The 25,052-nt window shown below is 72.8% G+C and carries 25 protein-coding genes; 14 read left to right on the forward strand and 11 right to left on the reverse strand.

The features are described from left to right. Nucleotides 1-74: 74 nt before the first annotated feature. A complete protein-coding gene (locus tag EIO00_RS13705; RefSeq protein ID WP_140178897.1) occupies nt 75-428 on the reverse strand; it encodes an STAS domain-containing protein in 354 nt (117 codons plus the stop codon). Nucleotides 429-1,076: 648 nt separating this feature from the next. On the opposite strand from EIO00_RS13705, the gene EIO00_RS13710 reads away from it, so the two are divergent. Next, nucleotides 1,077-2,426: a glycosyltransferase family 4 protein gene (locus EIO00_RS13710; RefSeq protein WP_241661333.1), complete on the forward strand. Its 1,350-nt coding sequence runs from the start codon at nt 1,077-1,079 to the stop codon at nt 2,424-2,426. Here the strand turns inward: EIO00_RS13710 and EIO00_RS13715 are convergent. Then, nucleotides 2,405-3,760, reverse strand: a complete 1,356-nt coding sequence (locus EIO00_RS13715; protein ID WP_140178898.1) for a M20/M25/M40 family metallo-hydrolase — start codon at nt 3,758-3,760, stop codon at nt 2,405-2,407. The two genes, EIO00_RS13710 and EIO00_RS13715, sit on opposite strands and share 22 nt — an antisense overlap. 257 nt (nt 3,761-4,017) lie before the next feature. Here EIO00_RS13715 and EIO00_RS13720 point away from each other — a divergent pair, with 257 nt between their 5' ends. The 3 genes from EIO00_RS13720 (at nt 4,018) to EIO00_RS13730 (ending at nt 6,376) form a co-directional block, all read left to right on the forward strand. Further along, the gene (locus EIO00_RS13720; RefSeq protein ID WP_140178900.1) at nt 4,018-4,590 is read left to right on the forward strand and encodes a TetR/AcrR family transcriptional regulator; all 573 of its coding nucleotides are present in this window, start codon (nt 4,018-4,020) and stop codon (nt 4,588-4,590) included. Nucleotides 4,591-4,672: 82 nt separating this feature from the next. Further along, the gene (locus EIO00_RS13725) at nt 4,673-5,854 is read left to right on the forward strand and encodes an acyl-CoA dehydrogenase family protein (protein WP_140178902.1); all 1,182 of its coding nucleotides are present in this window, start codon (nt 4,673-4,675) and stop codon (nt 5,852-5,854) included. A 36-nt stretch (nt 5,855-5,890) separates the two neighbouring features. Further along, on the forward strand, nt 5,891-6,376 hold the full coding sequence (locus EIO00_RS13730) for an SRPBCC family protein (RefSeq protein ID WP_241661334.1): 486 nt from the start codon (nt 5,891-5,893) through the stop codon (nt 6,374-6,376). Here EIO00_RS13730 and EIO00_RS13735 read toward each other — a convergent pair. Further along, on the reverse strand, nt 6,356-7,324 hold the full coding sequence (locus EIO00_RS13735) for an alpha/beta hydrolase (RefSeq protein ID WP_241661335.1): 969 nt from the start codon (nt 7,322-7,324) through the stop codon (nt 6,356-6,358). The two genes, EIO00_RS13730 and EIO00_RS13735, sit on opposite strands and share 21 nt — an antisense overlap. A 53-nt stretch (nt 7,325-7,377) precedes the next feature. After that, complete coding sequence (locus tag EIO00_RS13740; RefSeq protein WP_140178906.1) at nt 7,378-8,112, reverse strand: gamma-glutamyl-gamma-aminobutyrate hydrolase family protein; 735 nt, start codon at nt 8,110-8,112, stop codon at nt 7,378-7,380. A gap of 507 nt (nt 8,113-8,619) precedes the next feature. Between EIO00_RS13740 and EIO00_RS13745 the strand changes: the two genes are divergently transcribed. Beyond that, on the forward strand, nt 8,620-9,759 hold the full coding sequence (locus tag EIO00_RS13745) for a globin domain-containing protein (RefSeq protein ID WP_241661336.1): 1,140 nt from the start codon (nt 8,620-8,622) through the stop codon (nt 9,757-9,759). On the opposite strand, the gene EIO00_RS13750 is transcribed toward EIO00_RS13745, so the two are convergent. Together EIO00_RS13750 and EIO00_RS13755 are read right to left on the reverse strand one after the other, a co-directional pair. Continuing rightward, nucleotides 9,746-10,798 carry an MBL fold metallo-hydrolase gene (locus EIO00_RS13750; protein WP_140178910.1) on the reverse strand — a complete coding sequence of 351 codons (1,053 nt, stop codon included), beginning with the start codon at nt 10,796-10,798 and terminating at the stop codon, nt 9,746-9,748. The two genes, EIO00_RS13745 and EIO00_RS13750, sit on opposite strands and share 14 nt — an antisense overlap. Nucleotides 10,799-10,876: 78 nt before the next feature. Continuing rightward, on the reverse strand, nt 10,877-11,677 hold the full coding sequence (locus EIO00_RS13755; protein ID WP_140179012.1) for a helix-turn-helix domain-containing protein: 801 nt from the start codon (nt 11,675-11,677) through the stop codon (nt 10,877-10,879). Between the two features lie 130 nt (nt 11,678-11,807). Between EIO00_RS13755 and EIO00_RS13760 the strand changes: the two genes are divergently transcribed. After that, nucleotides 11,808-12,203 (forward strand): PaaI family thioesterase, encoded by a 396-nt coding sequence (locus EIO00_RS13760; RefSeq protein ID WP_140178912.1) that lies wholly within the window; start codon nt 11,808-11,810, stop codon nt 12,201-12,203. Nucleotides 12,204-12,254: 51 nt separating this feature from the next. Here the strand turns inward: EIO00_RS13760 and EIO00_RS13765 are convergent, their stop codons facing one another. Continuing rightward, nucleotides 12,255-12,890: a pyridoxamine 5'-phosphate oxidase family protein gene (locus EIO00_RS13765; protein ID WP_140178914.1), complete on the reverse strand. Its 636-nt coding sequence runs from the start codon at nt 12,888-12,890 to the stop codon at nt 12,255-12,257. Nucleotides 12,891-13,497: 607 nt separating this feature from the next. On the opposite strand from EIO00_RS13765, the gene EIO00_RS13770 reads away from it, so the two are divergent. From EIO00_RS13770 to EIO00_RS13790, 5 genes are all read left to right on the forward strand, one after another. Continuing rightward, a complete protein-coding gene (locus EIO00_RS13770; protein ID WP_140178916.1) occupies nt 13,498-13,842 on the forward strand; it encodes a PadR family transcriptional regulator in 345 nt (114 codons plus the stop codon). A 105-nt stretch (nt 13,843-13,947) separates the two neighbouring features. Further along, nucleotides 13,948-15,099, forward strand: coding sequence for a sensor histidine kinase (locus EIO00_RS13775; protein WP_140178918.1), 1,152 nt, complete (start codon nt 13,948-13,950; stop codon nt 15,097-15,099). Continuing rightward, the gene (locus EIO00_RS13780) at nt 15,096-15,767 is read left to right on the forward strand and encodes a response regulator transcription factor (RefSeq protein ID WP_140178920.1); all 672 of its coding nucleotides are present in this window, start codon (nt 15,096-15,098) and stop codon (nt 15,765-15,767) included. Before EIO00_RS13775 ends, EIO00_RS13780 begins: the two co-directional genes overlap by 4 nt. Before the next feature lie 166 nt (nt 15,768-15,933). After that, nucleotides 15,934-16,872 (forward strand): ABC transporter ATP-binding protein, encoded by a 939-nt coding sequence (locus EIO00_RS13785; RefSeq protein WP_140178922.1) that lies wholly within the window; start codon nt 15,934-15,936, stop codon nt 16,870-16,872. Next, entirely contained in the window at nt 16,869-17,639 is a 771-nt protein-coding gene (locus EIO00_RS13790; protein ID WP_140178924.1) for an ABC transporter permease, read from the forward strand. The genes EIO00_RS13785 and EIO00_RS13790 overlap by 4 nt, the downstream gene beginning before the upstream one ends. A 51-nt stretch (nt 17,640-17,690) precedes the next feature. Here EIO00_RS13790 and thyX read toward each other — a convergent pair whose 3' ends face one another. Then, nucleotides 17,691-18,488: an FAD-dependent thymidylate synthase gene (gene thyX / locus EIO00_RS13795; protein ID WP_140178926.1), complete on the reverse strand. Its 798-nt coding sequence runs from the start codon at nt 18,486-18,488 to the stop codon at nt 17,691-17,693. A 92-nt stretch (nt 18,489-18,580) separates the two neighbouring features. Between thyX and EIO00_RS13800 the strand changes: the two genes are divergently transcribed. Continuing rightward, nucleotides 18,581-20,620, forward strand: a complete 2,040-nt coding sequence (locus EIO00_RS13800; RefSeq protein WP_140178928.1) for a molybdopterin-containing oxidoreductase family protein — start codon at nt 18,581-18,583, stop codon at nt 20,618-20,620. Between the two features lie 100 nt (nt 20,621-20,720). Here EIO00_RS13800 and EIO00_RS24540 read toward each other — a convergent pair whose 3' ends face one another. Both EIO00_RS24540 and EIO00_RS13805 read right to left on the reverse strand, forming a co-directional pair. Beyond that, the gene (locus tag EIO00_RS24540; RefSeq protein ID WP_175596219.1) at nt 20,721-20,867 is read right to left on the reverse strand and encodes a GPGG-motif small membrane protein; all 147 of its coding nucleotides are present in this window, start codon (nt 20,865-20,867) and stop codon (nt 20,721-20,723) included. Between the two features lie 131 nt (nt 20,868-20,998). Further along, entirely contained in the window at nt 20,999-23,164 is a 2,166-nt protein-coding gene (locus EIO00_RS13805; RefSeq protein ID WP_241661337.1) for an anthranilate synthase component I, read from the reverse strand. A gap of 275 nt (nt 23,165-23,439) precedes the next feature. Between EIO00_RS13805 and EIO00_RS13810 the strand changes: the two genes are divergently transcribed. Then, nucleotides 23,440-23,988 (forward strand): VOC family protein, encoded by a 549-nt coding sequence (locus tag EIO00_RS13810; RefSeq protein WP_140178933.1) that lies wholly within the window; start codon nt 23,440-23,442, stop codon nt 23,986-23,988. An 11-nt stretch (nt 23,989-23,999) separates the two neighbouring features. Then, entirely contained in the window at nt 24,000-24,638 is a 639-nt protein-coding gene (locus EIO00_RS13815) for a carboxymuconolactone decarboxylase family protein (protein WP_140178935.1), read from the forward strand. Between the two features lie 3 nt (nt 24,639-24,641). Here EIO00_RS13815 and EIO00_RS13820 read toward each other — a convergent pair whose 3' ends face one another. Further along, nucleotides 24,642-24,989: a DUF6285 domain-containing protein gene (locus EIO00_RS13820; protein ID WP_140178937.1), complete on the reverse strand. Its 348-nt coding sequence runs from the start codon at nt 24,987-24,989 to the stop codon at nt 24,642-24,644. Between the last annotated feature and the right edge of the window lie 63 nt (nt 24,990-25,052).

Genomic DNA, 25,052 nt, shown 5'->3' on the forward strand with positions numbered 1-25,052 from the left:
TCCCGGAATCCTGCCGCCGGGCGCACCGCGGGCGAACAGTCGCCTTCCACTGGACGGAAGGCGCCGGTGCCGTCTCAGGAGCCGGCGAACTCCTCCAGCCCGCCATGGATCTCGAAGGCCCGGTGCATGCCGGTGATCTCCAGCACCCGCGCCACCCGCGGCCGCACCCCGACCAGGACGAAACGCCCTTCCATCCCGGTGACCCGCTTCCAGCAGCGCACCAGGCCGCCCAGCCCGCAGGAGTCCATGAACGACACCGCGGACATGTCGAGCACCAGCCGGGGCCGGCCTCCGGCCGCGCAGACCTCCTCGACCCGCTGCTGCAGCGCGGGAAGCCCGGCCACGTCCAGTTCCCCGGTCAGCTCCAGCACCGACCACAGGCCGACCGTGCGCCGGTCGACGCGCAATATCTCGGCCGTTCCCGTCATGTCCCGGGCCTCCCCTGCCCAAGCCTGTCCGGCGGCCGCCTTCGAAGCCGGTCCCGGTCCGGCGGGGCGCCTGATCACGGGAGGACGTTCCCGCGGCGCCGCGACGAAAGCATGCCGTGCCGCACACGTACCGCCGTCCCCATCGAGAAAATCAGCCCGTTATCAATCTGATATCGGAAAGTTGCCCGAATATCTCTCGCGCGCAACCCTGCCCGATCGGCGATCGATCGCCGATCGGGATCCGGCGCGGCCGGGACCGCCGCCCGGACGCGGGGCGGACGCCCGGGCGGCGGTCCCGGGCGGATCGCCTGAGATCACCGCCCGGGACCGCGGCCGCCGCTCGCCCCTCTCGCGCCGCGGGACGGACGCCGCTGGAGGGCTGTGCGGCGATCGGACCGCGCCCGCCCGTCAAGAAAGGACAGAACATTAAAAATAAGACGTTATCCGCCATTAACCCTGTTACCGCGACGCTGCGGCACAATCCCCCTCCCCCTCCGATCGTCCCGCCATTCCGCGTCACCCCGGAGCACGTTCCGATCTTTTTCCGCCGAGCAGGACAACTCGGCGCCCCATTCGCGCGTCAAGCCAACAAACAACGGAGATATCGCGGTCTACGGGGACGTACCCGCCTATGGCGAGGGAGAACGGGTGACGGGGTGGCGACGCAAGGCACGGGGGATCTCGCGCAGGACGGCGGGACGGCTGCAGCGATTGCGGCGCAGGTCCGCCCTGCTGCTGCTGAGGTGGCTGCTCGCGCTGCGGGGGCGACGCGAGCACGGGGAGCGGGTGCGCATCCGCATCCTGCTGCAGAACGCCTACGGGATGGGCGGCACGATCCGGACCGCGCTGAACCTGGCCGGTCATCTGGCCGCCCGGTACGACGTGGAGATCGTCAGCGTGATCCGCAACGTGGAGCGGCCCTTCTTCGCGTTCCCGCCGGGGGTCACGGTGATCACCGCCGACGACCGGACGGTGCGGCGGGGCCCGGCGGCCCGGCTGCTGTCACGGTTCCCCAGCGTGCTGACCCCGCGCCGCGACGTGACCGCTCCGAGCGTGTCGCTGTGGACCGACCTGTGCCTGGCGCGGACGCTGTGGTCGGGCCGGGAGCACGTGCTGATCGGCACCAAGCCGGTGCACAACATGCTCATCGCCGAGGTCGCGCCGCGTTCGGTGATCAAGATCGGTCAGGACCACATGAACCTGACCGCCTACAAGCCCTGGCTGCGGGCCGGGATCGCCCGCTCCTACCCGCGGCTGGACCTGCTCACGGTGCTGACCCGGGCGTCGCTGGAGGCGTTCGCGGAGCTGCTGGGCGGGGAGCGTCCGCGGATCGTGCAGGTGCCCAACGCCGTCCCCGAGCTGAACGGCGGTCCCGCCGACCTGGACCGCAAAGTGATCATCACGGCCGGGCGGCTGACCTGGCAGAAGGGCTATGACATGCTCGTGCGGGCGTACGCGCAGGTCGCCCCGCACCATCCGGACTGGGAGCTGCGCATCTTCGGGTCGGGCCCCAGGCACGAGCAGATCAAGGCGCTCATCGACGAGCACGATCTGCACGAGCACGTCCGGCTCATGGGGCGGTCCACCGACCTGGGGGTCGAGCTGGCCAAGGCGTCGGTGTGCGTGCTCAGCTCGCGGTTCGAGGGGATGCCGATGGTGATCCTGGAGGCGATGAGCAAGGGACTCCCGACGGTGGCGTTCGACTGCCCGACCGGCCCGGCCGAGCTGATCGCCCACGAGGTGAACGGGCTGCTGGTCCCGCCCAAGGACGTCGACGCGCTGGCGGCGACGCTGCGCCGGATCATCGCCGACGAGGAGCTGCGGCACCGGCTCGGCGAGCAGGCCCGCCGTGCGGCGGAGGCGTACGCGCTGCCCGTGATCGGGGCGCGCTGGGAGGAGCTGATCGAGGAGGTCACCGCGCCGCGGCGCACCGGACGCCGCCCCGCGGACGGCAGGGCGGCGTCCTGGCGCCGGGGTCAGCGGCGCGCCACGTCGTAGACGGCGCAGCCGATCAGCTCCAGCGACACCTGCAGCCGCTGGAGGCTGATGTTCTCGGCGACGGTGTCCTCCGGCGTGTGATAGATCGGCTCCAGCTGGCTGGGCGCCTCCTCGCCCCGCCAGCTGAAGTTGCCGGCGTCGATGCCGCGCTCGAAGAACGCCTCATGGTCGCTGGAGCCGCGGGCGGTGGGGCCCTTGACCTGGCCGGTGTAGCCGAGCCGTTCGGCCGCGGCGGCGACCGCGGCCGTGGTGGTGTTGTCGGCGCCGTCCACCGACAGCAGCCAGTAGGTGCCCGCCGGCGGGTGGCTGGTGGCGACCATGTCGTTCTGGAAGCAGCCGCTGATCCGGGCGACCTCCTCGTCGGTGAGCCGGGACACGTAGTGGCGGGCTCCGATCAGGCCGTACTCCTCCGAGCCCCACAGCGCGATCGTGATGTCCTGCTGGGTGGGCAGGCGACGCAGCGCCCGGGCCAGTTCCAGGCACAGCACGGTGCCGCTGCCGTCGTCGTTGGCGCCCGGAGAGCCGGGGACGCTGTCGTAGTGGGCGCTGACGATCACCTTCCTGCGCTCGGGGTTGGGCAGCGTGGCGCGCCGCTCGGCCAGCACGTTGTAGGAGGTCAGCCCGCTGTGGTGGGTGACGGTCAGCTCCAGCCGGGACACCTTCGCGCGGATCTGCTCGCCGTGGTACTGGGCCACGCCCAGCACCGGGATCGGCACGTCCTCGGCGAGCGAGGGGGTGAACGCGGCGGCCTTGCGCTCGGGGAAACCGTCGGAGGGCACGTTGGCGATGAGCACCGCGGCCGCGCCCTTGGCGGCGGCGGCCTTGGCCTGCGCCGTCTCCTGGCCGGCGACCCGGGTGAACAGCACCAGCCCGCCGGTGACGTCCTCGGTCACCTCGGTGGCGGCGCCCAGATCGACGATGCGGCCGCGGGCGGAGCCGACCGCGCCGCGGGGAGCGGCGCTGCACTGCCAGTGCACGCCCGGGGCCCGCATCTCGGCGAGGTACTTGTCGGCCACCGGGAACGGCTGCAGCGTCACCGAGTAGCCGAGGTCGCGCAGCACGCCGGCGATGTAGCGGGCGGCGCGATGCTCGCCGGAGGTGCCGGAGATGCGCCAGCCGATCTCGTCGCTGAGCACCTTGAGGTGCCGCAGTGCGCGGCGGGCGTCGACCCGGGCGACCACGGCCCGGTCCCCCGCCGTGAGGGAGGGCGGCCGGCTCGCTCCAGGGCGCTGTCTGGTCGCGGCGGCGGCCGCGCCGGGACTGAGCCCGACGGTGGCGAATCCCGCGAAGGCCGCGGCTCCGGCGAGCAGTTGACGTCGTCTGAGCTCGGGCATGGCGCCTCCTGGATGCCGGGCAGGTCACCCGGACGGTCCCGGTCGGGGACCGCCACGGTGACCTGCACTGAATTTTCCGGAAGGGCGCCCTATCCGCGGTGAACTTATGTAATGACCGATCTGCCCACAAGATGCATGATTCCCACGAAATCGTTTCGTGATCACACGCCGATCCGCGGTCCGGCCCGGCGCGTCCGCCCGGCCGTCCGGGCGCATAAGGTGAGGCCTCGGGTGTCGGAGATGAAGGCGAGGCTGTGATGAGCACCGGTCGATCCCTGCGCGACCAGCTGCTGGACGCCTTCGCCGAGCTGCTCACCGTGCGCGGCTACCGGGGCGTCCGGATGCAGGACGTCGCGAACGCGGTGGGAGTCAGCCGGCAGACCGTCTACAACGAGTTCGGCGACAAGTGGCGGCTGGCGCAGGCCCTGGTGATCCGGGACAACGAGGCCTATCTGGACGGGATCGACCAGGTGCTGGCCCGGCACACCGACCTGTACTCGGCGGTGGCCGCGGCGGTGTCGTTCACGCTGCACACCTCGGCCGATGACCCGGTCAAGAAGGCGGTGCTGACCGGCACCGGCGGCGAGGAGCTGCTGCCGCTGCTGACCACGCAGGCCGAGCCGGTGCTGTTCGGCGCCAAGGCGCGCCTGATCGAGCACGTGCTGCGCCGTTGGCCGCATCTGGATCGCACGGCGCTGACCGAGGCGGCGGATGCGGCGATCCGGCTGACCATGAGCCACATGCTGCTGCCGGGCGACCCGCCCGACCGCGTGGCCCGGCAGATCGCCCGGCTGGTGGCCCGGTACGTGGGCGAGCCCTGTCCGGAGTAGCCGGGCCCCCGCGAAGGTGTGTCAGTAACTCCTTACTGCGCTTGATACGGTGTCCTCGCGGCACGAGCTGAGGAGGCGCGCAGTGGACTTCGACCTTCCGGAGAGCGCGATCGCGGTGCGCGACGGGGTGCGGGCGGTCGCCGAGCGGTACGACCAGGCCTACTGGGACCGGTGCGACGCCGAGAAGCGCTGGCCCGAGGAGGTCTGGCAGGACCTGGTCAAGGGCGGTTGGACGGCGCTGGCGATCCCCGAGGAGTACGGCGGCGGCGGACAGGGGCTGCTGGAGCTGGCGGTGGCGCTGGAGAGCCTGGCGGCCGGCGGCGCGGGCGGGGCCGCCTCGTTCCTGTACCTGCTGACCCCGGCGTTCGGCGGGCTGACCATCGCCCGGCACGGCACCGAGAGGCAGCGGGCCGAGTTCCTGCCGAAGATCGCCGCCGGCGCGCTGAACACCTGCTTCGCCATCACCGAGCCGGACGCCGGCAGCAACGCCATCGACATCGTCACCCGGGCGGTCCGCGACGGCGACCACTTCGTGGTGCACGGACAGAAGATCTGGATCTCCGGGGTCGAGCGGGCCGACTTCATGGTGCTGGTGACCCGCACCATCCCGGCCGCCGAGGCCGGCCCCCGGGTCAACGGGTTCACCGTGCTGCTGGTGGACGTCAAGGAGGCGCTGGCTGAGGGGACCCTGACCTACCGGCCGATCCCCAAGCTCGGCACCAACATCGTCGCCTCCAGCATGGTGTTCCTGGACGGTGTGCGGGTGCCGGTCGACCGGGTGCTCGGCGAGGTGGACCAGGGCTTCACGGTGCTGTGGGACATCCTGAACCCCGAGCGGATCCTGGCCGCCGCCGGCGGGGTCGGCTCCGGCGAGCTGGTGCTCAAGACCGCCTGCGACTACGCCCGGGAGCGCGCCCCGTTCGGCAAGCCCATCGGGGCCAACCAGGCGGTGGCGTTCCCGCTGGCGCGGATCAAGGCCCAGCTGGAGCTGGCCCGGCTGATGACCTACAAGGCCGCCTGGCTGTGGGATCGGCGGCGTCCGTGCGGCGCGGAGGCCAACATCGCCAAGCTGACCGCGGCCGACGCGGCCTGGCAGGCGGCGGACCGGGCGTTCCAGGTCCACGGCGGGATGGCCTACTCGCTGGAGTACCCGGTGGCGCGCTTCTTCCGCGACGCGCGGATCGCCAAGAACATCCCGGTCGCCGAGGAGCTGGTGCTCGCCCACATCGCCCAGCACGAGCTGGGATTGCCCAAGTCCTACTGAAATCGGGTGTTGCCCGCGTCACATCCGGGGACGATCATGGGGGGCGTCGACGTCCCCCGACACCCCCTGTCGTTCCGGGAGGCGCACATGCCGGAGTCGTACGCCAGCGCCGTGATCAACGCCAGCGCCGAGGAGGTCTGGGCGTACGTCCGCGATCCGGGCAACCTGTCCCGGTGGCGGCCGGGCATCGAGACCTGCGCGATCGAGGACGGCGGTCCGCCGGACCGGGTGGGCGCGGTGCGGCGGCTGATCGGGGTCGGCGACAGGGTGTTCCGGGAGCGGCTGACCCGGCTGGACGACGCCGCCCGGTGCTGCTCGTTCGACATCATCGACTGCCCGCTGCCGGTCCGCGACTGCCGCACCACGATCCGGGTGGCGCCGGTGACCGACACCGGGCAGGCGTTCGTGGAATGGCGGGCCGAGTTCACCGCCGACGCCGCCGACGAGCGCGCGATGACCGCCACGTTCGACCAGGCGGTGCTGGGGTCGGCGCTGGACCTGCTACGGCGCCGGTTCGGCTGACCGGCCGGCCCGGTCGGCGGTGAACGCCGCGCGCAGCCGGGCCGCGGCCAGGGCGCGGGCGTGCGCCCCCTCGGGGAAGATCTCCGGGAGCAGGAAGAACGAGTGGATCGTGCCGGGGTAGCGGCGCAGCTCCACCGGCACCCCGGCCTCGGCCATCCGCCGGGCGTAGGCCTCGCCCTCGTCGCGCAGGATGTCGCACTCGGCGGTGATCACGGTGGCCGGCGCCAGCCCGGACAGGTCGGCGGCGCGCAGGGGGGCCAGGCGGGGGGAGGCGGGATCCGCGCCGCCCCGGTACATCTCCAGGCAGGAGGCCATCACCGCGGCGTCCAGGCCCAGGCCGGCGCCGTACTCGGCCCAGCTGGGGGTGTCCATCGCCGTGTCGGTGACGGGATAGACCAGCAGCTGATGGACCAGCGGCAGATCCTCGTCGCGGGCCTGCCGGGCGACCACGGCGGCCAGGTTGCCGCCCGCGCTCTCCCCCGCGACCGCCAGCCGCGCCGGGTCGGCGCCGTACCGCTCGGGACGCGCGGCCACATCGGCCAGCACGGCCCACGCGTCCTCGACGGCGGCCGGGAACGGATGCTCAGGGGCCAGCCGGTAGCCCACGCTCACCACCGCGCAGTCCGCGCGGGCCGACAGGTCCCGGCACACCCCGTCCACATCGTCGATGTCGCCGAGCACGAAGCCGCCGCCGTGCAGGTACACCAGGGCGGGCAGCGGGCCGGCGGAACGGGGGCGGGGCCGGTACAGCCGCACCGGGACCGGCCCGGCGGGACCGGCCGCCGTCAGGTCCCGCACCTCGGCCAGCGGCGGATACGGCGGACGCTCCGGAGGCGGGAGGCGCCGCCGGGCACGTCGCAGCTCCTCGATCGAGGACGCGTTCCCGGTCAGCTCCGCGCACAGGGCGAGCAGTTCGCGGAACCGCTGGATCTGCGGCTGCGAGGGCACGAGACCTCCAGGGCGTCGGGTGCACGGACGAGCCGAATGCGCGGGCGGGACGGTCATCCGCCGCCGGCCTCGGCGACGAGCCCGGCGAACAGGCGCAGGTCGTCGCCGTCTTCTGGATGCCACTGCACGCCCAGCCCAAACCGGTGCCCCGACAGCTCCACCGCCTCCACCACCCGGTCGTCGGTCCAGGCCACCGGGACCAGTCCGGCGCCGAGCCGGTCGACCGCCTGGTGGTGGTAGGTGGGCACCTCGACCTGGTCGCCGAGCATCGCGCCGAGCAGGCATTCGGGGGCGATGCGCACCCGGTGGCGGCCGATCCGCCCGGGCGCCGGCAGGTGCTCCTCGTGCCCGACGACCTCCGGCAGATGCTGCAGAAGGGTGCCGCCGAGGGCCACGTTGAGCAGCTGCATGCCCCGGCAGACGGCCAGGAACGGCAGACCGGCCTCCAGCACGGCGCGGACCAGGGCCAGCTCGAAGCGGTCGCGCCGGGGATGCGGCGGGCCGGTCTCCGGGTGCCGCCGGGCCCCGTACAGCGCGGGGTCCACGTCGGGGCCGCCGGCGAGCACGACGCCGTCCAGCCGTCGCATCAGAGCGGGCAGGCCGTCGAGCGCGTCCGTCGGAGGGATCAGCACCGGCACGCCGCCGGCCCGTTCGATCGCCCGCGGATAGGACGCCGGGAGCAGCGTCGCCTCGCGGATCCACACGCCCCAGCGGGCGGGATCCTCATAGGCGGTCACCCCGATGATCGGCGGTGCGCCGCGCGGCGCGCCGGTCTGGCCGTCGGTCATGCGCTGCTCCCCTCCCGAGAACCGGGCCGCCGGGGTTTTCGGACCGGCCGGTTCGGAATATGGATACCCGCCACCCGTCGTACCGATCACCGTTCCGCACCCGGCGCCTCCCGGTGGGGAAATTCACTCCCCGGGAGAAGATCTTTCCACTGCTTGACGGGCCTCCCGTCACCGACCGTGCCCGACCAGGCGATCCGGTCGAGCATCGCTCACCGGCGGTGACCGGAAGCCTCCGGAGGAATGTTCGATATTCGAACACCGCGTACCGAATCGGATGCGTCAGACGCCATCGACACGGCATTCCACGCCGACCGAATATGCCATTCATCGGCGGAACCGGTTGAGCCCTTCCGAAAGCGATGCGAGACTCTCAGCAAGCCGGACATGCCGCTGGTAGCGATCATGTCCGCCGCATTCCCGCCGCGCCTTCGCAGTCCCCTGAATCACCCCAGAGGGCGAGTAGAACCCATGTCGCCTGATGCCCGAATCGTCAAAGAGACTTTCGCCTTGCTGGAACCGAACGCCGATCGGGCGGTCGCGTATTTCTACGGCCGGCTGTTCGCCGAGCAGCCGCGACTGCGCGCATTGTTCCCCCCGGCGCTGGACGCCCAGCGCGACCGGGCGTTGCGGGTGCTGACCCGCCTGGTGTGGAGCCTGGAGGATCCCGCCGTCTTCGAGGACCGGCTGCGCCGGCTCGGCCGCGAGCATCGCAAGATGGGTCTGGGCCGGGAGCACTACCCGGCGGTGGGCGCCGCGCTGGTGGCGACGCTGCGCCGGTTCGCCGCCGACGCCTGGACCCCGCGGGTGGAGGCGGCCTGGACCTCGGTGTTCGCCGCCGCCGTGCGCACGATGACCGAGGCCGCCGAGGCCGACGCGGCGCGCACGCCCCCGTGGTGGCTCGGCGAGGTGATCGGCCACGAACGCCGCCGGCACGACATCGCGGTGCTGACGGTGCGGCCCGGCCAGCCGCTGCCCTACGCCGCCGGACAGCACGTCACGGTCCAGACGTCCCGCTGGCCGCGGGTGTGGCGGCCCTACTCGGTGGCCAACGCGCCCCGCCCCGACGGCGTCCTCACCCTGCACGTGCGGGCCGTCCCCGCCGGCTGGATCAGCGGAACGCTGGTCCGGCACACCGCCGTGGGCGACACCGTGATGCTCGGTCCGGCGCAGGGCGAGATGACCTTGGACCGCGCCGGGGACCGGGACCTGCTGCTGGTCGCCGGCGGGACCGGGCTGGCCCCGCTCAAGGCGCTCGCCGAGCAGTCCCTCGCCGCGAGCCCGGGCCGCCGGATCGACCTGGTGTGGGGCGTCCGCACCGTGACCGACCTGTACGACCTGCCCGCGCTGCGGGCCATGGAGTCCGCCTGCCCGGCGCTGCGGGTGATCCCCGTGGTCTCCGACGACCCCGGCTTCGAGGGCCTGCGCGGCGCCGTCCCGGACGCGCTGCGGCGGCTGGAGGACCTGCCCGTGGCCGACGGGCACGCCTATGTGAGCGGCCCTCCCGCGATGGTGTCCCGGACCGTGCGGGCGCTGCGGGAGCTGGGGGCGCCGCCGGAGCGGATCGAGCACGACGGATCCGACCTGGACCCCGATCCCGCGGTCGTCGAGCCCGCCCCGGTCGGAGCGGCCGGGCTCAGTCGGTCATAGCGCGCCAGCGCACCGGCGGGCCGTCCAGCATCCGCACCCGCTGCTGGGCCGCCAGCATCACCAGGTGGGCCAGCGTCTCCAGCAGGGCGGTGCGCCGCATGAACGGCCGGATCTCCTCCCACGGCCGCGACCAGGTCAGCCGGCGCGCCAGCTCCCATGCGGTGGCCCCGCCCTCGCCGAAGGAGATGACCAGGAGGGCGATCTCGTCGAGCCGGGCGGTGTGGTGGGCGGCCAACGCGGCGACCCGATCGGCCAGCCCGGTGAACCGGTACTCGTGGGCCGGCAGCACCTCCTCCACGTCCAGCCCGCGCACCTTGTCCAGAGAGTCGAAGAAGTCGGCCAGCGGGTTGTGCCGCTGCTGCGGATGGACGGAGATCGCCGGCGTGATCCGCGGCAGCACATGGTCGCCGGACAGCAGCAGCCGCCGGTCGGGGTCCAGGAAGCACACGTGCCCCGGCGAGTGTCCCGGCGTCCACACCGTCCGCAGCCGCCACCCGGGGATCGGCACCTGCTCGCCGTCCTCCAGCACAAGCTCCGGGTCGGTGTGCCGGACCAACGGCAGAATCGTGCGGGACGCCTCGGCCAGCGCCCCGGCCTCCTCCTCGGGAACCCCGTGCACGATCATCTGCTCGCGGATCGCCGTGATCAGGCCGTCGAAGTCGGTGTAACGGGCGCGCAGCAGCCCGGCGTCGGCCGGGTGCATCGCCACCCAGGCCCCCGAGGCCTCACGGATCCGCCCGGCCAGCCCGTAGTGGTCGGGGTGCAGATGGGTGACCAGCACCGCCCGCACGTCGGTGATCTCGCGGCCGGCGACGGCCAGCCCGGCGCACAGCGCCTCCCACGCCTCGGGCGTGTCCCAGCCTGCGTCCACCAGGGCGATGCCCCCGTCCGGCAGCTCCAGCCCGTACACCAGCACGTACCGCAGCGGGTTGTCGGGCAGCGGAACCGGGAACGACCACAATCCCGGCCGGACCTGCTCCACCGGCGGAAGCACCTTGTCCTGCCACGCCTGATGCTGAACCGTCCCCGTGATCTTCACCGCGCGCTCCTCAGACCGTCCGCCCCCGATCGCCCAAGGTGTCTATCACGCGCGTCAGACGCCGATTCCGGCGGGTCCTCATCGCCGGGCGCGTTCGTGCAAGAACGCCGCGGTGGTCTCGTCGGCCGGATAGAACGACTCGATGGCCAGCTCCGCCAGCGTGATGTCGAGCGGGGAGCCGAACGTGGCGATGGTGCTGAAGAACGACAGCTCCCGATCGCCGACGCGGATCCGCAACGGCACCAGGACCTCCCCGCCGGTCGGCATCGGGAACGTCCCGGCGTCGTCGGGGACCGGATAGTCGCGCAGCTCCCGATACAACCGGGCCAGTGACTCGTCGGCGGTCAGCGCGACGTGCCGGCGGAGCCGGTCGACCATGTGGGCGCGCCACTCCCCCAGGTTGAGGACGGTGCGGGCCATCCCCTCCGGATGCATGCTCAGCCGCAGCACGTTCACCGGCGGCTCCAGCAGATGCGGCGCGGCCCCCTCCATGAAGAGCGCGGCGGCGGCGTTGGCGTCGATCAGGTTCCACAGACGGTCCACCACGACCGCCGGGTAGGGCTCGTGTCCGGTGAGGATCTTGCGCAACGCGGCCCGCACCGTCTCCATCCGCGGTTCCTCGATCGGCGTGTGGGTGTACACCGGTGCGTAGCCGGCCGCGATCAGCAGCAGGTTGCGGTCGCGCAGCGGGACGTCCAGATGCTCGGCCAGCCGCAGCAACAGCTCCCGGCTGGGCGTCGACCGTCCGGTCTCCACGAAGCTCAGGTGCCGGGTCGACACCCCGACCGCCAGTGACAGCTCCAGCTGGCTCAGCCGTCGATGCCGCCGCCAGGCCCGCAGCTGCTCACCGACCGGCCGCACGTCTCCCAGCGAGATCATCGTCGTCACGGTCCGACGTTATCGGCCCCCTGTTCATGACGACGATTACCCATCGAGTAATGGCCGCGGCGCGGCGACGGGGACGAGGGTGGTGGCGACCGCGTCCGCCGCGATTCCTCAGGGAGCCGCCATGACGACCGAAGAGCTGCTGGAGGCCATGCCGTTCGCCGCCGCGGTGGGGGTGCGGATCGACGCCGCCGCGCCCGGGGAGGTGACCGGCCGCCTGGAGTGGGCGCCGGAACGCTGCACCGCCGGCGGGGCGATGCACGGCGGTGCGCTGATGGCGCTGGCCGACAGCCTCGGCGCGGTGTGCGCGTTCCTCAACCTGCCGCCGGAGGCGTCGACCACCACGCTGGAGTCCAAGACGAACTTCTTCCGCGGCGTACGCGAGGGAACGGTCCGCGCCGTGGCCCGACCGCTGCACGTCGGCCGCACCTCCATCGTCGTGCAGACCGACCTGTACGACGACCGGGACCGCCGCGTCGCCCAGGTCACCCAGACCCAGGCGGTGCTGACGCCCCGTTGACCTCCTCCCCCGCCTTCGGGCGGTGAAGGAGGCATCCGATGAGGCCCGAGGTCACCGCTGGGCGTACAGCCCTTCGGAGTACTGCTCCCCGTAGTGGCGCTCCAGCTCCTCCAGCGTCTCCTCGACCCGCTGGACGCTCTTGACGATCTGCGCCGTCGAGGGCAGGGCCGTCGGGTTCCAGGTGGCCGGCTCCCACAGCGACGAGCGCAGGAACGCCTTGGCGCAGTGGAAGAAGATCTGCTCGATCTCCACCAGGAGGGCCAGCGCGGGCCGATGTCCTTTGACGATCATGTCGTCGAAGAACGGAGCGTCCCGCAGCAACCGGGCCCGGCCGTTGATGCGCAGCGTCTCCCCCCGGCCGGGCACCAGGAAGATCAGCCCCACGTGCGGGTTGGTCAGCACGTTGCGGAAGCCGTCGGCGCGGCGGTTCCCCGGCCGTTCGGGGATGGCGATCGTGGTGTCGTCGATGACGTGGACGAACCCGGGCGGGTCGCCCTTGGGCGACACGTCGCAGGTGCCGTCGGCGCCGGAGGTCGCGACCAGGCAGAACGGGGAGGCCGCCAGCCATCTGCGGTCCATCTCGTGCAGTCGGGCGCGCTCCTTGGCGGCCGCCCGGGGCACCGGCGGCCCGAGCAGGGCCCGCAGCTCCGCCTCCGAGGTGATCTCCGTGAACCCGCCGTCCGCCATGGGCCCTCCTGCGCTCGATCGTGCGGGGCGATGCTAACCCGGCACCGGGACGGATTGAATCCGCCCACTGTCTTTACAGTGTAGATTTCTGGTTTCCTGCGGGAGGAGAGGCGTCGCACCCCGGCCGTCCCGTCCTCGACGACCAGATCCGCGCTCCGGATCGGGACGGCCGGACCGGGACCGCCGCCGCTGGGCGCACGACGACCTCGAGCGCGCAGACGAGACGGATGGCGCGGCGCCGAACGCCCCGAGCGCCCGCGGCGCCGCGAAGACCGACGGCGCACCGCCCCGATCCGGCCGACGGGGCCGCCGCCGGGCCCGACGCGAAGTCCGTGGCCGGCCGCCGCATCCGCCTCGGCGCCGACGTCGCATGAGAAACCGACGCCACAGCTGAAAATCGAAGGCGTTCACTTCCGCCGAAGCCCTGCCGGGACGGCGTCCGCCATCCGCTCCAGCACCCCTTTCCCCCGGCATTGGCGAACGTCCATGACAATGGAGTCGTCCCAGGTCACTCAATTGTCATGGCGTTATCGCGATGCGCAACGATCCATTTTTCTCCCGGGCCGAGGGCGACGAATTCTTCGCGTTTCTCCTATAGACTGTCGACATGAGGCCGGACTCGCTGCGCGGGCATATCGACGCCCTGATCCTGGCGGTGCTCGAGGACAGGCCGCTGCACGGATACGCGATCATGGAGGAGCTCGCGAAGCTCAGCTCGGGCGCCATCGATCTGCCGACCGGCACTCTCTACCCCGCGCTGCGCCGTCTGGAGCGGCTCGGCTATCTGCACAGCACATGGAGCGCGACGGGCGGGCGGCAGCGCCGGACCTACCGGCTGACCGCGGCGGGCAGACGGGCGCTGGCCGATGAACGCAGCGAATGGCGAACGTTCTCCTCGACCATCAGCGCCGTGCTGGGAACGACGCCCGATCGCGCCGCCGACCGCGCCTAGACCGTTCCCGGCGCCGCCCCGCCCGCCGCGCGGTAGACGAAAGTCGACGCCCGCCTCGACCGGTGGACGCTGCCGCGGTCCGGCGGTCGGCCGTACCGTGGACGGGTGCCACGACGATCGCTACGGGAGTGGACCCGTGACCTGGCGCTGGTGGCCTTCGGAACGGCGGTGGCCGGATTCTTCATCGTCGTCACCCGCACCGATCCCTCGGTCCGGCAGGACGCGCCGCCGCTGTGGTTCGAGACGGCCGTCTGCGCCCTGCTGGCGGCGCTGACGCCGACGCTGCGGCGACGGGCGCCCGTCGCCCTGGCGGTGACGTGCCAGGCGGGGAGCATCGTGGCGGCGGGCGGAGTGGGGTTCTCCGCCGCGGCCGTGCTCAACCTGGCCGTCCGCCGGTCCTGGCGGGTCAGCATCACGGTCGCCTCCGTCCACCTGCTGCTGATCGCCGTGATCTGGACGCTGGCGGGCGAGAGCGGCCGCGACTACTGGGAGGGCCTGGTCACGATCGCCCTGCTGCACACCACGCTGGTCACGGTCGGGCTGCTGGTCCGCTCGCAGCGGCAGCTGCTGCTGGCCGCGCAGGAGCGGGCCCGCCAGGCCGAGGAGCGGCAGCGGCTGCGCATCGAGGAGGCCCGCCACCACGAGCGGGAGCGGCTGGCCCGGGAGATGCACGACGTGCTGGCCCACCGGATCTCGCTGCTGGCTCTGCACGCCGGGGCGCTGGAGTACCGCGGCAACCTGCCCGAGGAGGAGATGCGCCTGGCCCGGGCGATCCGGCAATGCGCCCACGACGCGCTGGAGGACCTGCGGGAGGTGATCGGGATGCTCCGCGACGATCCCGCGCACGGCGGTGAGCGCCCCCAGCCCACCCTGACCGACCTGCCCGACCTCATCGAGCAGTCCCGACAGGCGGGGACCCGCGTCACGCTGGAGGAGCGGGTGCCCGATCCGCCGTCGATCCCCGCCCGGATCGGCCGGCACGCCTATCGGATCGTTCAAGAGGCGCTGACCAACGCCCGCAAGCACGCACCCGGCGCGCCCGTCCGCGTCACGGTGACGGAGATCCCCGGAGACGGGCTGACCATCGAGGTCGCCAACCCGCTGCCGGCCGGCGGCGCCCCGGCGGCCCTGCCCGGCGCCGGGGCCGGGCTGATCGGGCTGCGGGAACGGGTCGACATCGTCGGCGGGCGGTTGGAGCACGGCCCCACCCCCGAGGGGGATTTCCGCTTGTACGCCTGGCTACCGTTGCCACAGTGAGCACACCCGCACGGATTCTGATCGTCGACGACGACGCCCTGGTCCGGCTGGGCCTGTCGATGATGCTGGCCGGGGTCGAGGACCTGGAGGTCGTCGGTGAGGTCGCCGACGGGACCGAGGTGTTCGGAGCGGTCAACGAGCACCGGCCCGACGTGGTGCTGATGGACATCCGGATGCCGCGGATGGACGGCCTGGCCGCCACCGAACGGCTCAGGGCGCGGCGGGACCCGCCCGAGGTCGTGGTGATGACCACCTTCGACACCGACGAGCACATCCTCCGGGCGATGCGCGCCGGGGCGTGCGGGTTCCTGCTCAAGCACACCCCGCCCGAGCAGTTCGTGGACGCGATCCGCCGGGCCGCCGCCGGGGAGCCCATCGTCTCGCCGTCGGTGCTGCGCCGGCTGATGTCGTATGTGGGCGATCTGTCGAACGCGGCCGCCGATCCGCGGCGGGAGCGGGCCCGCCGCGCGCTGGAACGGCTCAGCCCGAACGAGCTGGCGGTGGCGCGGCTGGTCGGCGAGGGCCTGGCCAACAGCGAGATCGGACGCGAGCTGTCGATGAGCGTGGCGACCGTGAAGGCGTACGTGTCGCGGCTGCTGACCAAGCTGGAGCTCAACAACCGGGTGCAGATCGCGCTGCTGGTGCACGACGCGGCGCTGGAGGAGTGATCTCTCTCCCGCGCCCTGCGGTCGGTGCGCGCGGGCGGCGCGTCCCGATCTCGGGCCGGGGCGCGGCGGCCGGCGACCGAGGACGATCGCGGCGTAGACCTCGGTCGCGCGGTGATCGACCGGTGGCCGACGCGGCGGCCGGGCCGGCGCCCGCACGCTGGGCTCCATGATCGAGGTCGATGCGCTCACCAAACGCTACGGGGAGGTCGCGGCCGTCGCGGACGTGTCGTTCCGCTGCGAGCCGGGCACCGTCACCGGATTCCTCGGCCCCAACGGGGCCGGCAAGTCCACCACCTTGCGGATGATCTGCGGGCTCACCCCGCCCACCTCGGGCGCCGCCCGGGTGCTGGGCGTCCCCTACCGGCGGATCGCCAACCCGGGCCGGCACGTGGGGGTGATGCTGGACGCCTCCGCGCAGCATCCCGGACGCACCGGCCGGGAGACGCTGCGGCTGGCGGCGCGGCTGCTGGGGGTGGACGCGGGGCGGGCCGAGGAGATGCTGCGGAGGGTCGGCCTGCCGGAGAACGCCGGCCGGCGGCGGGTCGGCGGCTACTCGCTGGGCATGCGGCAGCGGCTGGGCATCGCCCAGGCCCTGCTCGGCGACCCGCGCGTGCTGATCCTGGACGAGCCCGCCAACGGGCTGGACCCGGAAGGGATCCACTGGATGCGGACGCTGCTGCGGGACTTCGCCGACCGGGGCGGCACCGTGCTGCTGTCTTCTCACCTGCTGCGGGAGGTGGAGGCGGTCGCCGACCGGTTCGTGGTCATCGCCCGGGGCCGGGTCGTCGCCCAGGGCGCCAAGGACGATCTGCTGGCGGCGCGTGCGGAGACGCTGGTGCGCGCACCGGAGCCGGACGCGCTGAGGGCCGCGCTGGCCGCGGCGGGCCTGCCGGCCCGGCGCGCCGGCCGGGACGGCTTCCGGGTGCGGGCCGACGCCGAGAAGGTCGGACGGGCCGCCGCCGAGGCCGGCGTCGCCCTGCGGGAGCTGCGGCCCGCCGGCGACGGCGGTCTGGAGGAGCTGTTCCTGTCGCTGACCGCCCCCTCCAAGGACCCCGGGGGGCCGGAGCGCGAGAGGCCCGAGGAGCGCGAGGAGGACGCCTCATGACCGCCGTCGCCGTGGACCGTCCCGCCGCCCCGTCCCTGCTCGCGCTCACGGCGGTGGAGCTGCGCAAGATGACCGACACCCGGGCCGGACGCTGGCTGCTGGCGTCCGTCGTGCTGATCGGGGCCGCTCTGGTCGGCGTGGTGCTGTTCGCCGTGCCCCGGGCCGAGCTGACCATGGAGGAGCTGTTCGGGGCCGCCACGTCGGGGGCGTTCATCCTGCTGCCCGTCGTGGGGGTGCTGTCGGTCGCCTCCGAGTGGTCGCAGCGCACCGCGCTGAGCACGTTCACCCTCGTGCCCCGGCGGGAACGGGTGGTCGCCGCCAAGCTGGCGGCCGCCTCGGTGCTGACGGCGGTGTTCTGGGCGGTGTCCTCCGCGCTCGCCTGGGCGGGCCGGGCGCTGGCGGAGGCGCTGGACCGCACCGACGCGGGCTGGGGCCTGCCGCCGCGGCTGGCGGCCTCCGCGCTGCTGCTGATGCTGCTGGGCACGCTCGGCGGGGTGGCGTTCGGCATGCTGTTCCCAAGCCCGCCGCTGGCGATCGTGCTGCTGTTCGCGCTGCCGATCGTCTGGGGGATCCTGGGGGAGACCGTCTCGGCCCTGAACGACGTCGCCGGATGGCTGGACACCGGCCGGACCGGCGAGCCCTTCATGGACCCCGGCGCGCGGCTCACCGGCGAGGCGTGGGCGCGGCTGGCCGTCTCCCAGGCGGTGTGGCTTGGGGCGCCGCTGCTGCTGGGTCATCTGCGGGTGGTGCGCCGCGAGGTGACATGAACTCACGGGCCGGGCGGTCGCACCGCGGACCGCCCGGCCCGCCGACGGCGTTCAGACCTTGCGCCACTGCGGGATCCAGGCGCCGTCCTCGACGGTGTAGTCGCCGAAGAGGGCGGGCGCCTCCCGCCGCATCAGCTCGCCGATCTTGCCGAAGATCAGCCGGATCTCCTCCTCGGCCCCCTCGGCGGTGCGGGCCTCGATGGTGTGCCGCAGGGTCCGCACGTTGGCCGTCCACACCAGCCCGGTGGCCACGCCCTCGGGGGCGAACCGGCGCATGAAGGAGGTCTTGTGCTTCTTCTCCTTGAACGGCACGCCCTCCTCGTCCAGGCCGAAATGGTCGGCCATCCAAGCCTGGAACTCCTCCATCTGCTCCAGGAGGGCGGTGGCCCGCTTCATCAGCTCGGCGTCCCGGCGGGCCCACTCGGGGAACCAGAACGGGATGTCCCGCAGGCGGACGAAGCGCAGCGACTCCTGGGAGATGGCCACGCCGGGACGGTGCCGCACCAGCTCATGGGTGGCGACCCGGCTGACGTTGTGCAGCACGAAGCTGAAGCTGACGTGCTCGAGCACCGACCCGTGCATGCTGCGCAGGATGTTCTGCAGGTACTGGGTCTGGTCGGTGCGGACCCGGGTGACGTTGGGGTTCAGGCCCGGCTCCCAGGAGCGGTAGCACAGCCGGCCGGCGAACTCGGCGAGGTTCTGCGGATCGTTCAGCTCGGCGTCGAGCTCGCCGCGGTCCAGCCGCTCCAGCCAGCGCTCGCCGCCCACGTCCCGCAGATACCGCGCGATCTCGTCGTAGTCGAGTTCGGGTCGCGCGATGAGGAACACCTCGGGTTCGACGCTCTTCACCTGCTCAGGCTCCCTACCGGTCGTTCGATCCGCCCCTAGCAAACCAGTTCGCCGCCGCCCGCGCGACTCGCACCCCGGGTAAGGTCCGTCTCGTGGCTGCGGAACTGAAAGTGCTGGGGGCGTGCCCGCTGGACTGCCCCGACACCTGCTCATGGGAGGTCACCGTCTCCGACGGGCGGGCGGTGCGGCTGCGCGGCAATCGGGACCACCCGTTCACCCGGGGCGCGCTGTGCACCAAGGTGAACCGCTGGCTGGAGCGCGCCGCCGCCCCCGACCGGATCCTGCATCCGCTGCGCCGGGTGGGCCGCAAGGGCGAGGGCCGCTTCGAGCGGATCACCTGGGACGAGGCGCTGGAGGAGATCGCCGACCGGCTGCGGTCGATCATCGACGAGCACGGCGGCGAGGCGATCTGGCCGTACTGGGGCACCGGCACCCTCGGCTGGATCCAGGGCTGCAACGGCCTGGGGGGACAGCGGTTCTTCAACGTGCTGGGCGCCTCCCGGCACCACATGTCGATCTGCTCGATCGCCGGGTCGCGCGGTCTGGAGTACACGACCGGCACCTCCGCCGGGATCGACCCGGAGACCTTCGCCCTGGCCAAGCTGATCATCCTGTGGGGCACCAACCCCCTGACCAGCGGCCACCACCTGTGGAAGCCGATCCAGGACGCCCGGCGCGACGGCGCGCACGTGGTGGCGATCGACCCGGTCCGCACCCGCACCGCCAGGCAGGCCGACGAGCATCTGGCGCCGCTGCCCGGCACCGACGCGGCGCTGGCGCTGGGGCTGATGAACGTCATCGTCGGGCTCGGCCTGGAGGATCGCGACTATCTGGCGGCGCACACGCTGGGCTGGGAGCGCTTCCGCGCGCGCATCGCCGAGTTCCCGCCGGCGCGGGCGGCGGAGATCACCGGGGTCCCCGAGGCCGACATCGTCGCTCTCGGGGAGCGGATCGGCCGGACCCGGCCCACCGCCATCCGCGCCACCATGGGCCTGCAGCGGCACGCCGGCGGCGGCGCGACGCTGCGGACGCTGGCCTGCCTGCCGGGGGTGACCGGCGACTGGGCGCTGCCGGGCGGCGGCCTGTCGTACTCGACCGATGCGCACTTCCCCATCGACACCGCCGCCCTGTTCCGCGAGGACCTGGCGCCCCGGCGGACCCGCAGCCTGTCGATGACCCGGCTGGGCGAGGGCCTGCTGGAGGTCGACGATCCGCCGGTGAAGGCGTTGTTCGTGATCGCCGCCAACCCGGTCGCCAGCGCCCCGCACCAGTCGAAGATCCGGCGCGGCCTGGCCCGCGAGGACCTGTTCACGGTGGTGCTGGAGCAGTTCCCCACCGACACCGCCGACTACGCCGACATCGTGCTGCCCGCCACGATGCAGCACGAGCACCTCGACCTGCACAACGGCTACGGCCACCTGTACCTGGTGTGGAACGAGCCCGCCGTGGAGCCGCCGGGCGAGTGCCTGCCCACCACCGAGACGTTCCGCCGCCTGGCCCGCCGGATGGGCCTGCGGGAGCCGAGCCTGTACGACACCGACGAGGAGCTGGCCGAGCAGGCGCTGCGCACGACCGGCGTCACCGTGGACCTGCTCCGCAAGGAGGGCTTCGCCCGGCTGCCGCTCCCCGACCCGTTCGTGCCGTTCGCCGACGGTTTCCCCACCCCGTCCGGCCGTCTGGAGTTCGTCTCCGAGCGGGCCGCGGCGGCGGGCCACGACCCGGTCGCCGGCTATGTGCCCGCCGCCGAGGTCGCCGACCCCGAGCGCGCCGCCCGCTATCCGCTGGCGCTCATCGCGGCGGCCTCCCACCATTCCCTCAACACCGCGTTCGGCAACAATCCCGAACTGCGGCGCCGCGCGGGGGAGTTCCGGGTGACCCTCCATCCCGCGGACGCCGCGGCCCGCGGCATCGGCGACGGCGACCGGGTCCGCGTCCACAACGACCGCGGCGCCTTCGAGGCCGTCGCCGCGGTCAGCGACGACGTCCGTCCCGGCGTCGTCGCCACCGTCAAGGGCCGCTGGCCCAAACTGTCCGGGGGCGCGAACGCCAACGTCCTCGTCGCCGAACGCGACTCCGACATGGGCGGCGGCGCGGTCTTCCACGACACCCGGGTCCAGGTCACCCGGGTGTAGACACGTGGGCCGGCCGTAGACGCATGGGCGGCCCTCCGGTCCGCGTGGGGTCCACGGGACGGGAGGGCCGGCTCAGGACGTCGGGGAGGCCGGCCGCGGGTCATCCGAAGATGCTCACGCCTCCGGGGCCGACCAGCAGCCCGACGACGATGAGGACGATCCCCCACAGGATCTCGCGCCGCGCCACGATGACATAGATCCCGGCGATCACCAGGATCACCGCGAGCAGCCAGAGCAGGGTGTACAAGGCCGTTCCCTCTTTTCTTCGTTTCTCGGGTCCACCCCCGATGCCCGCACCGGCCGACGTCAAACACCTCTCCCGGCCGGCGGCCCGCGGGTCCTCCGGGGCGCGGCCGGGGCGGGAACGGCCCGCACCGGTCAGCGCGCGGGCGCCTCCCGGCGGCACAGTCGCAGGACGTTGGCGATGATGCGGTGGCCGACGCGGCCGGTGGCGGTGAGGATGCTCTCGGGGTGGAACTGGACGGCCCACCGGCGGGCGACGGGGTCCTCGATGGCCATGACCACGTCGCCGGTGAGGGCGGTGACCTGGAAGCCGCCGCGGACCTGGTCCGGGGTGGCGTACAGGGAGTGGTAGCGGGCGGCGGTGAACTCGTCGGGCAGGCCGCGGAAGAGGTCGCCGCCGGCGACCTTCACCCGGCCGGGCTTGCCGTGCCAGGGCTCGGGCAGCAGCGCCAGCTCGCCCCCGGCGTGCTCGACCATCGCCTGCAGCCCCAGGCAGACGCCGAAGACCGGCAGATCGCGCTCGGCCAGGGCGTCCAGCAGCGCGGCGGTGCCGAAGTCGGCGGGCCGGCCGGGGCCCGGGGACAGCACCACCAGGTCGGGGGCCAGCTCGTCGAGCAGCCGCAGCGGGAATCCGTGGCGCAGGGTGACCACGTCCGCGCCCTGCTGGCGGAAGTAGTCGGCGAGCGTGTTGACGAAGGAGTCCTCGTGGTCGACCAGGACGACCCTCATCCCCTCGCCCGGGAGCGGCCCCTCCTCCGCCGTCTCCTCCGGCCCGGCCGGTTCCTCCCCCGCCAGGGCCTTGAGCAGGGCGCTGGCCTTGAGGTGGGTCTCGCGCTCCTCCTCCTCGGGGTCGGAGTCGTACAGCAGGGTCGCGCCGGCGCGGACGGTGGCGACGCCGTCGCGGATCTGGGCGGCGCGCAGGGTGAGGCCGGTGTTCATCGAGCCGTCGAAGCCGACGAAGCCGACCGCCCCGCCGTACCAGCGGCGCGGGGCGTCCTCGTGCTCCTCGATGAACTGCATGGCCCAGGTCTTGGGCGCGCCGGTGACGGTCACGGCCCACATGTGGGTGAGGAACGCGTCCAGGGCGTCCAGGCCCGGGCGCAGCCGCCCTTCGATGTGGTCGACGGTGTGGATCAGGCGGGAGTACAGCTCGATCTGGCGGCGGCCGATGACCTTGACGCTGCCGGGGACGCAGACGCGGGCCTTGTCGTTGCGGTCCACGTCGGTGCACATGGTCAGCTCGGACTCGTCCTTGGCCGAGGACAGGATGGTGCGGATCTGCTCGGCGTCCTCCAGGGCGTCGCCGCCGCGCTTGATCGTCCCGGCGATGGGGCAGGTCTCCACCCGGTCGCCGGTGACCCGCACGAACATCTCCGGGGACGCGCCGACCAGGTACTCGCCCTCGCCGAGGTTGAACATGAACTCATACGGGGCCGGGTTGGTCTCGCGGAGCCGTTTGAAGAACGCCGCCGGCGAGTCGCAGCGCCCGTACATGGCGTGGCTGGGGGTGACCTCGAACAGGTCGCCGGCGATGAACTTGCGCTTGGCGTCGCGGACCATCTGCGCGTACACGCCGGGCACCGGCTGGGGCGGCGGCTCGGCGGCGGTCGCGGCGGGGGTCGGCTCGGTGGCCCGGGGCAGGCCCTCGGTGGAGACGCCGTCGACGACGAACTCATACGACATGCGGTGCGAGGTCTCGCGCTTGCGGTCCACCACCGTCAGCTCGTCGGCCAGGTGCAGCACCAGGTCGCGCTGGTCCTCCGGCCGGGGGCGGTGCAGCCGCAGCGGCTCGAACTGCAGCGACAGGTCGTAGCCGAACGCCCCGTACAGCCCCAGATGGGGGTCTTCGCAGCGGAACAGGTCGATCAGGGCGCGCAGCGCGGTGAAGACGGTGGGCTGGCGGCTGCGCTCCTCCTCGGTGAAGAACTCCTCGGTGGGCGGGATGTGGACCTCGATGAGGGTCCCGGGCTCGTCGCGGACGACCTCGCCGGTGGGGCGCATCGCCGCGGCCATGGCCGGGAGCAGCACCTCGCCGCGGGCGTTGAGGGCGCGCGCGGAGATGCGGCGGCCCCGGGCGACCACCTCGACGCAGGGGTCGACGTAGGCCATGTGCCAGCGGCTGTACCGGCCGGGGTATTCCATCCCCGAACTGAGCACGCCCCCGCGCCGTTCCCCCACGGAGGCGATGAGGGCGTTCAGGACGTCGGAGTCGCGTTGCGGGTCGACCGGTGTGGCGGTGCGGATCACCCGCACGCCCCCGGCGGTCGAATACTCGCGGATCTGCGGTCGGTCGGTTTCCACCGTGGCGGCCCCTCTTGGATGGCCGACCCCCGGTCCGGCGGCCCGCGTACGCGAAAACGACCGCCGGATGGGGGGCGGTCGCTGGCTGTCGGACATGCGCGAACCGGCGCCGCCTCAGCGGCGCCACCACCACTGGCGCGGTGCGGTTCGCATGGTGGGTCCAGGCTACCCCATCGGCGTTCGGGGAGGCCGGCATTGAGGGGGGTTGGGTTCGGCGCGCTCCGCTGTCAGGATGGATGCAAGGACTCACTTACGAGACGGTCGGGTGAGGTGGCATGGACGGCGAGTTCGAGCTGCGCGGGGTCAACCATCTGGCTCTGGTGTGCCGGGACATGAAGCGGACGGTGGACTTCTACTCCGGCGTGTTGGGCATGCCGCTGATCAAAACCATCGAGCTGCCGGGCGGCATGGGGCAGCACTTCTTCTTCGACTGCGGGGGCGGCAACGCGCTGGCGTTCTTCTGGTTCCCGAACGCGCCCGAGGCGGTGCCGGGGGTGTCGGCCCCCAAAGGACTGCCCGACCGGGGCGAGCTGCTCTCGGCGGTGGGGTCGATGAACCACATCGCCTTCGACGTTCCGCCGGAGAAGATCGAGGAGTACCGGGAGCGGCTGATCGCCAAGGGCGTCGACGTGAGCGTGATCCTCAACCACGACGACAGCGAGTGGGGCGTGGCGCCCGAGCCGCACGAGGGGGTGTTCGTGCGGTCGATCTACTTCCAGGACCCCGACGGGATCCTGCTGGAGTTCGCGGCCTGGACGCGCAAGGTGGGCTCGCCCGACGACGTGCGCCACGAGCCCAAGACCGCCGCCGACCGCACCGTGTGAGGAGGCCGCCGATGCCCCGACTCCGTCAGGTCGGCCGTGCCGAGGTCACCGACGAGCTCATCCTCTACTTCTACGACACGTTGTTCGGCCCGGACCGCGATCCGGTGGCCGAGCCCGGAACCGCCACGGGAACGCCCGGGAACTGGTGGACGACGTTCGCGCTGCGGCCGGCGATCTTCAAGCACTGCGTGCAGGGGTTCCAGGTCTACCGGACGGTGAGCCTGGACCCGGTGCTGCGCGAGCTGGGGCAGACCCGGGCGGGCTGGGCGCGCGGCAGCCGGTTCGTGTTCTCCCAGCACTGCAAGCAGATGCGGGCGCTGGGGGTGCCGGAGGAGAAGATCCGGGCGATCCCGCACTGGGAGGTCTCCGACCGGTTCGACGAGCTGGAGCGCGCCGTGCTGGCCTACACCGACGCGCTCGTGCTCGGCGGCGGGCGGGTGCCCGAGGAGGTGTTCGCGGTCCTGCGCCGGCACCTGCCGGACGAGCAGATCCTGGAGCTGACCTACGTCACCTGCCTGTACGACATGCACGCGACGATGTCCAAGGCGCTGCGCACCGAGTTCGACGACCGGGACGACCCGATCACGGAGGTGCCCGCTCCCGAGGGGTACGGGACGCGCGACATCGCCGACGCCTTCGAGCGACGGTGAGGGTCAGGGCCGATCGAGATATCCGGGGTTGGCGACGGCGAGCTTGTCGCGCACGGCGTCCTGCAGCGCGGCCTTGAGCTCGGCGTACCGGTCGTCGAGGTCGCCGCCGCGGATGGCGGCGGCCAGCGCCCGGTCGTCGGGGTAGCCGAGCGCGGCCAGGCGGCGCCGGTGGGCGTCCCGCTGGGCCGCGCCGAGCTCGAGCTCGCGTTCCACGATGCCCAGCACGTTGGCGGCGACCAGCCCGTGGAAGCGGGCCCGGCCGGACAGGCCGGGCAGGACGTCGCGCTCGAGGTACTCGCGGACCGCGGCGACCAGTTCGCCGGCGGAGGGGGCGTCATGGGGCGGGGTCATCGCGTCTCCTCTCACCGGCCGACCGACAGAATGTGATTCTAAAGACGCTCCGCCACCCCATCC

It is taken from the genome of Thermomonospora catenispora, assembly GCF_006363815.1.
In the GTDB taxonomy this organism is placed as follows: Bacteria; Actinomycetota; Actinomycetes; order Streptosporangiales; family Streptosporangiaceae; genus Thermomonospora; species Thermomonospora catenispora.

Excerpts from the sequence above, each read along its gene's own strand:
- EIO00_RS13705 (WP_140178897.1), bottom strand. The coding sequence starts at position 428 with ATGACGGGAACGGCCGAGATATTGCGCGTCGACCGGCGCACGGTCGGC.
- EIO00_RS13715 (WP_140178898.1), bottom strand. The coding sequence starts at position 3,760 with ATGCCCGAGCTCAGACGACGTCAACTGCTCGCCGGAGCCGCGGCCTTC.
- EIO00_RS13720 (WP_140178900.1), top strand. The coding sequence starts at position 4,018 with ATGAGCACCGGTCGATCCCTGCGCGACCAGCTGCTGGACGCCTTCGCC.
- EIO00_RS13730 (WP_241661334.1), top strand. The coding sequence starts at position 5,891 with ATGGGGGGCGTCGACGTCCCCCGACACCCCCTGTCGTTCCGGGAGGCG.
- EIO00_RS13740 (WP_140178906.1), bottom strand. The coding sequence starts at position 8,112 with ATGACCGACGGCCAGACCGGCGCGCCGCGCGGCGCACCGCCGATCATC.
- EIO00_RS13755 (WP_140179012.1), bottom strand. The coding sequence starts at position 11,677 with ATGATCTCGCTGGGAGACGTGCGGCCGGTCGGTGAGCAGCTGCGGGCC.
- EIO00_RS13760 (WP_140178912.1), top strand. The coding sequence starts at position 11,808 with ATGACGACCGAAGAGCTGCTGGAGGCCATGCCGTTCGCCGCCGCGGTG.
- EIO00_RS13765 (WP_140178914.1), bottom strand. The coding sequence starts at position 12,890 with ATGGCGGACGGCGGGTTCACGGAGATCACCTCGGAGGCGGAGCTGCGG.
- EIO00_RS13770 (WP_140178916.1), top strand. The coding sequence starts at position 13,498 with ATGAGGCCGGACTCGCTGCGCGGGCATATCGACGCCCTGATCCTGGCG.
- EIO00_RS13785 (WP_140178922.1), top strand. The coding sequence starts at position 15,934 with ATGATCGAGGTCGATGCGCTCACCAAACGCTACGGGGAGGTCGCGGCC.
- EIO00_RS13790 (WP_140178924.1), top strand. The coding sequence starts at position 16,869 with ATGACCGCCGTCGCCGTGGACCGTCCCGCCGCCCCGTCCCTGCTCGCG.
- EIO00_RS13810 (WP_140178933.1), top strand. The coding sequence starts at position 23,440 with ATGGACGGCGAGTTCGAGCTGCGCGGGGTCAACCATCTGGCTCTGGTG.
- EIO00_RS13815 (WP_140178935.1), top strand. The coding sequence starts at position 24,000 with ATGCCCCGACTCCGTCAGGTCGGCCGTGCCGAGGTCACCGACGAGCTC.
- EIO00_RS13820 (WP_140178937.1), bottom strand. The coding sequence starts at position 24,989 with ATGACCCCGCCCCATGACGCCCCCTCCGCCGGCGAACTGGTCGCCGCG.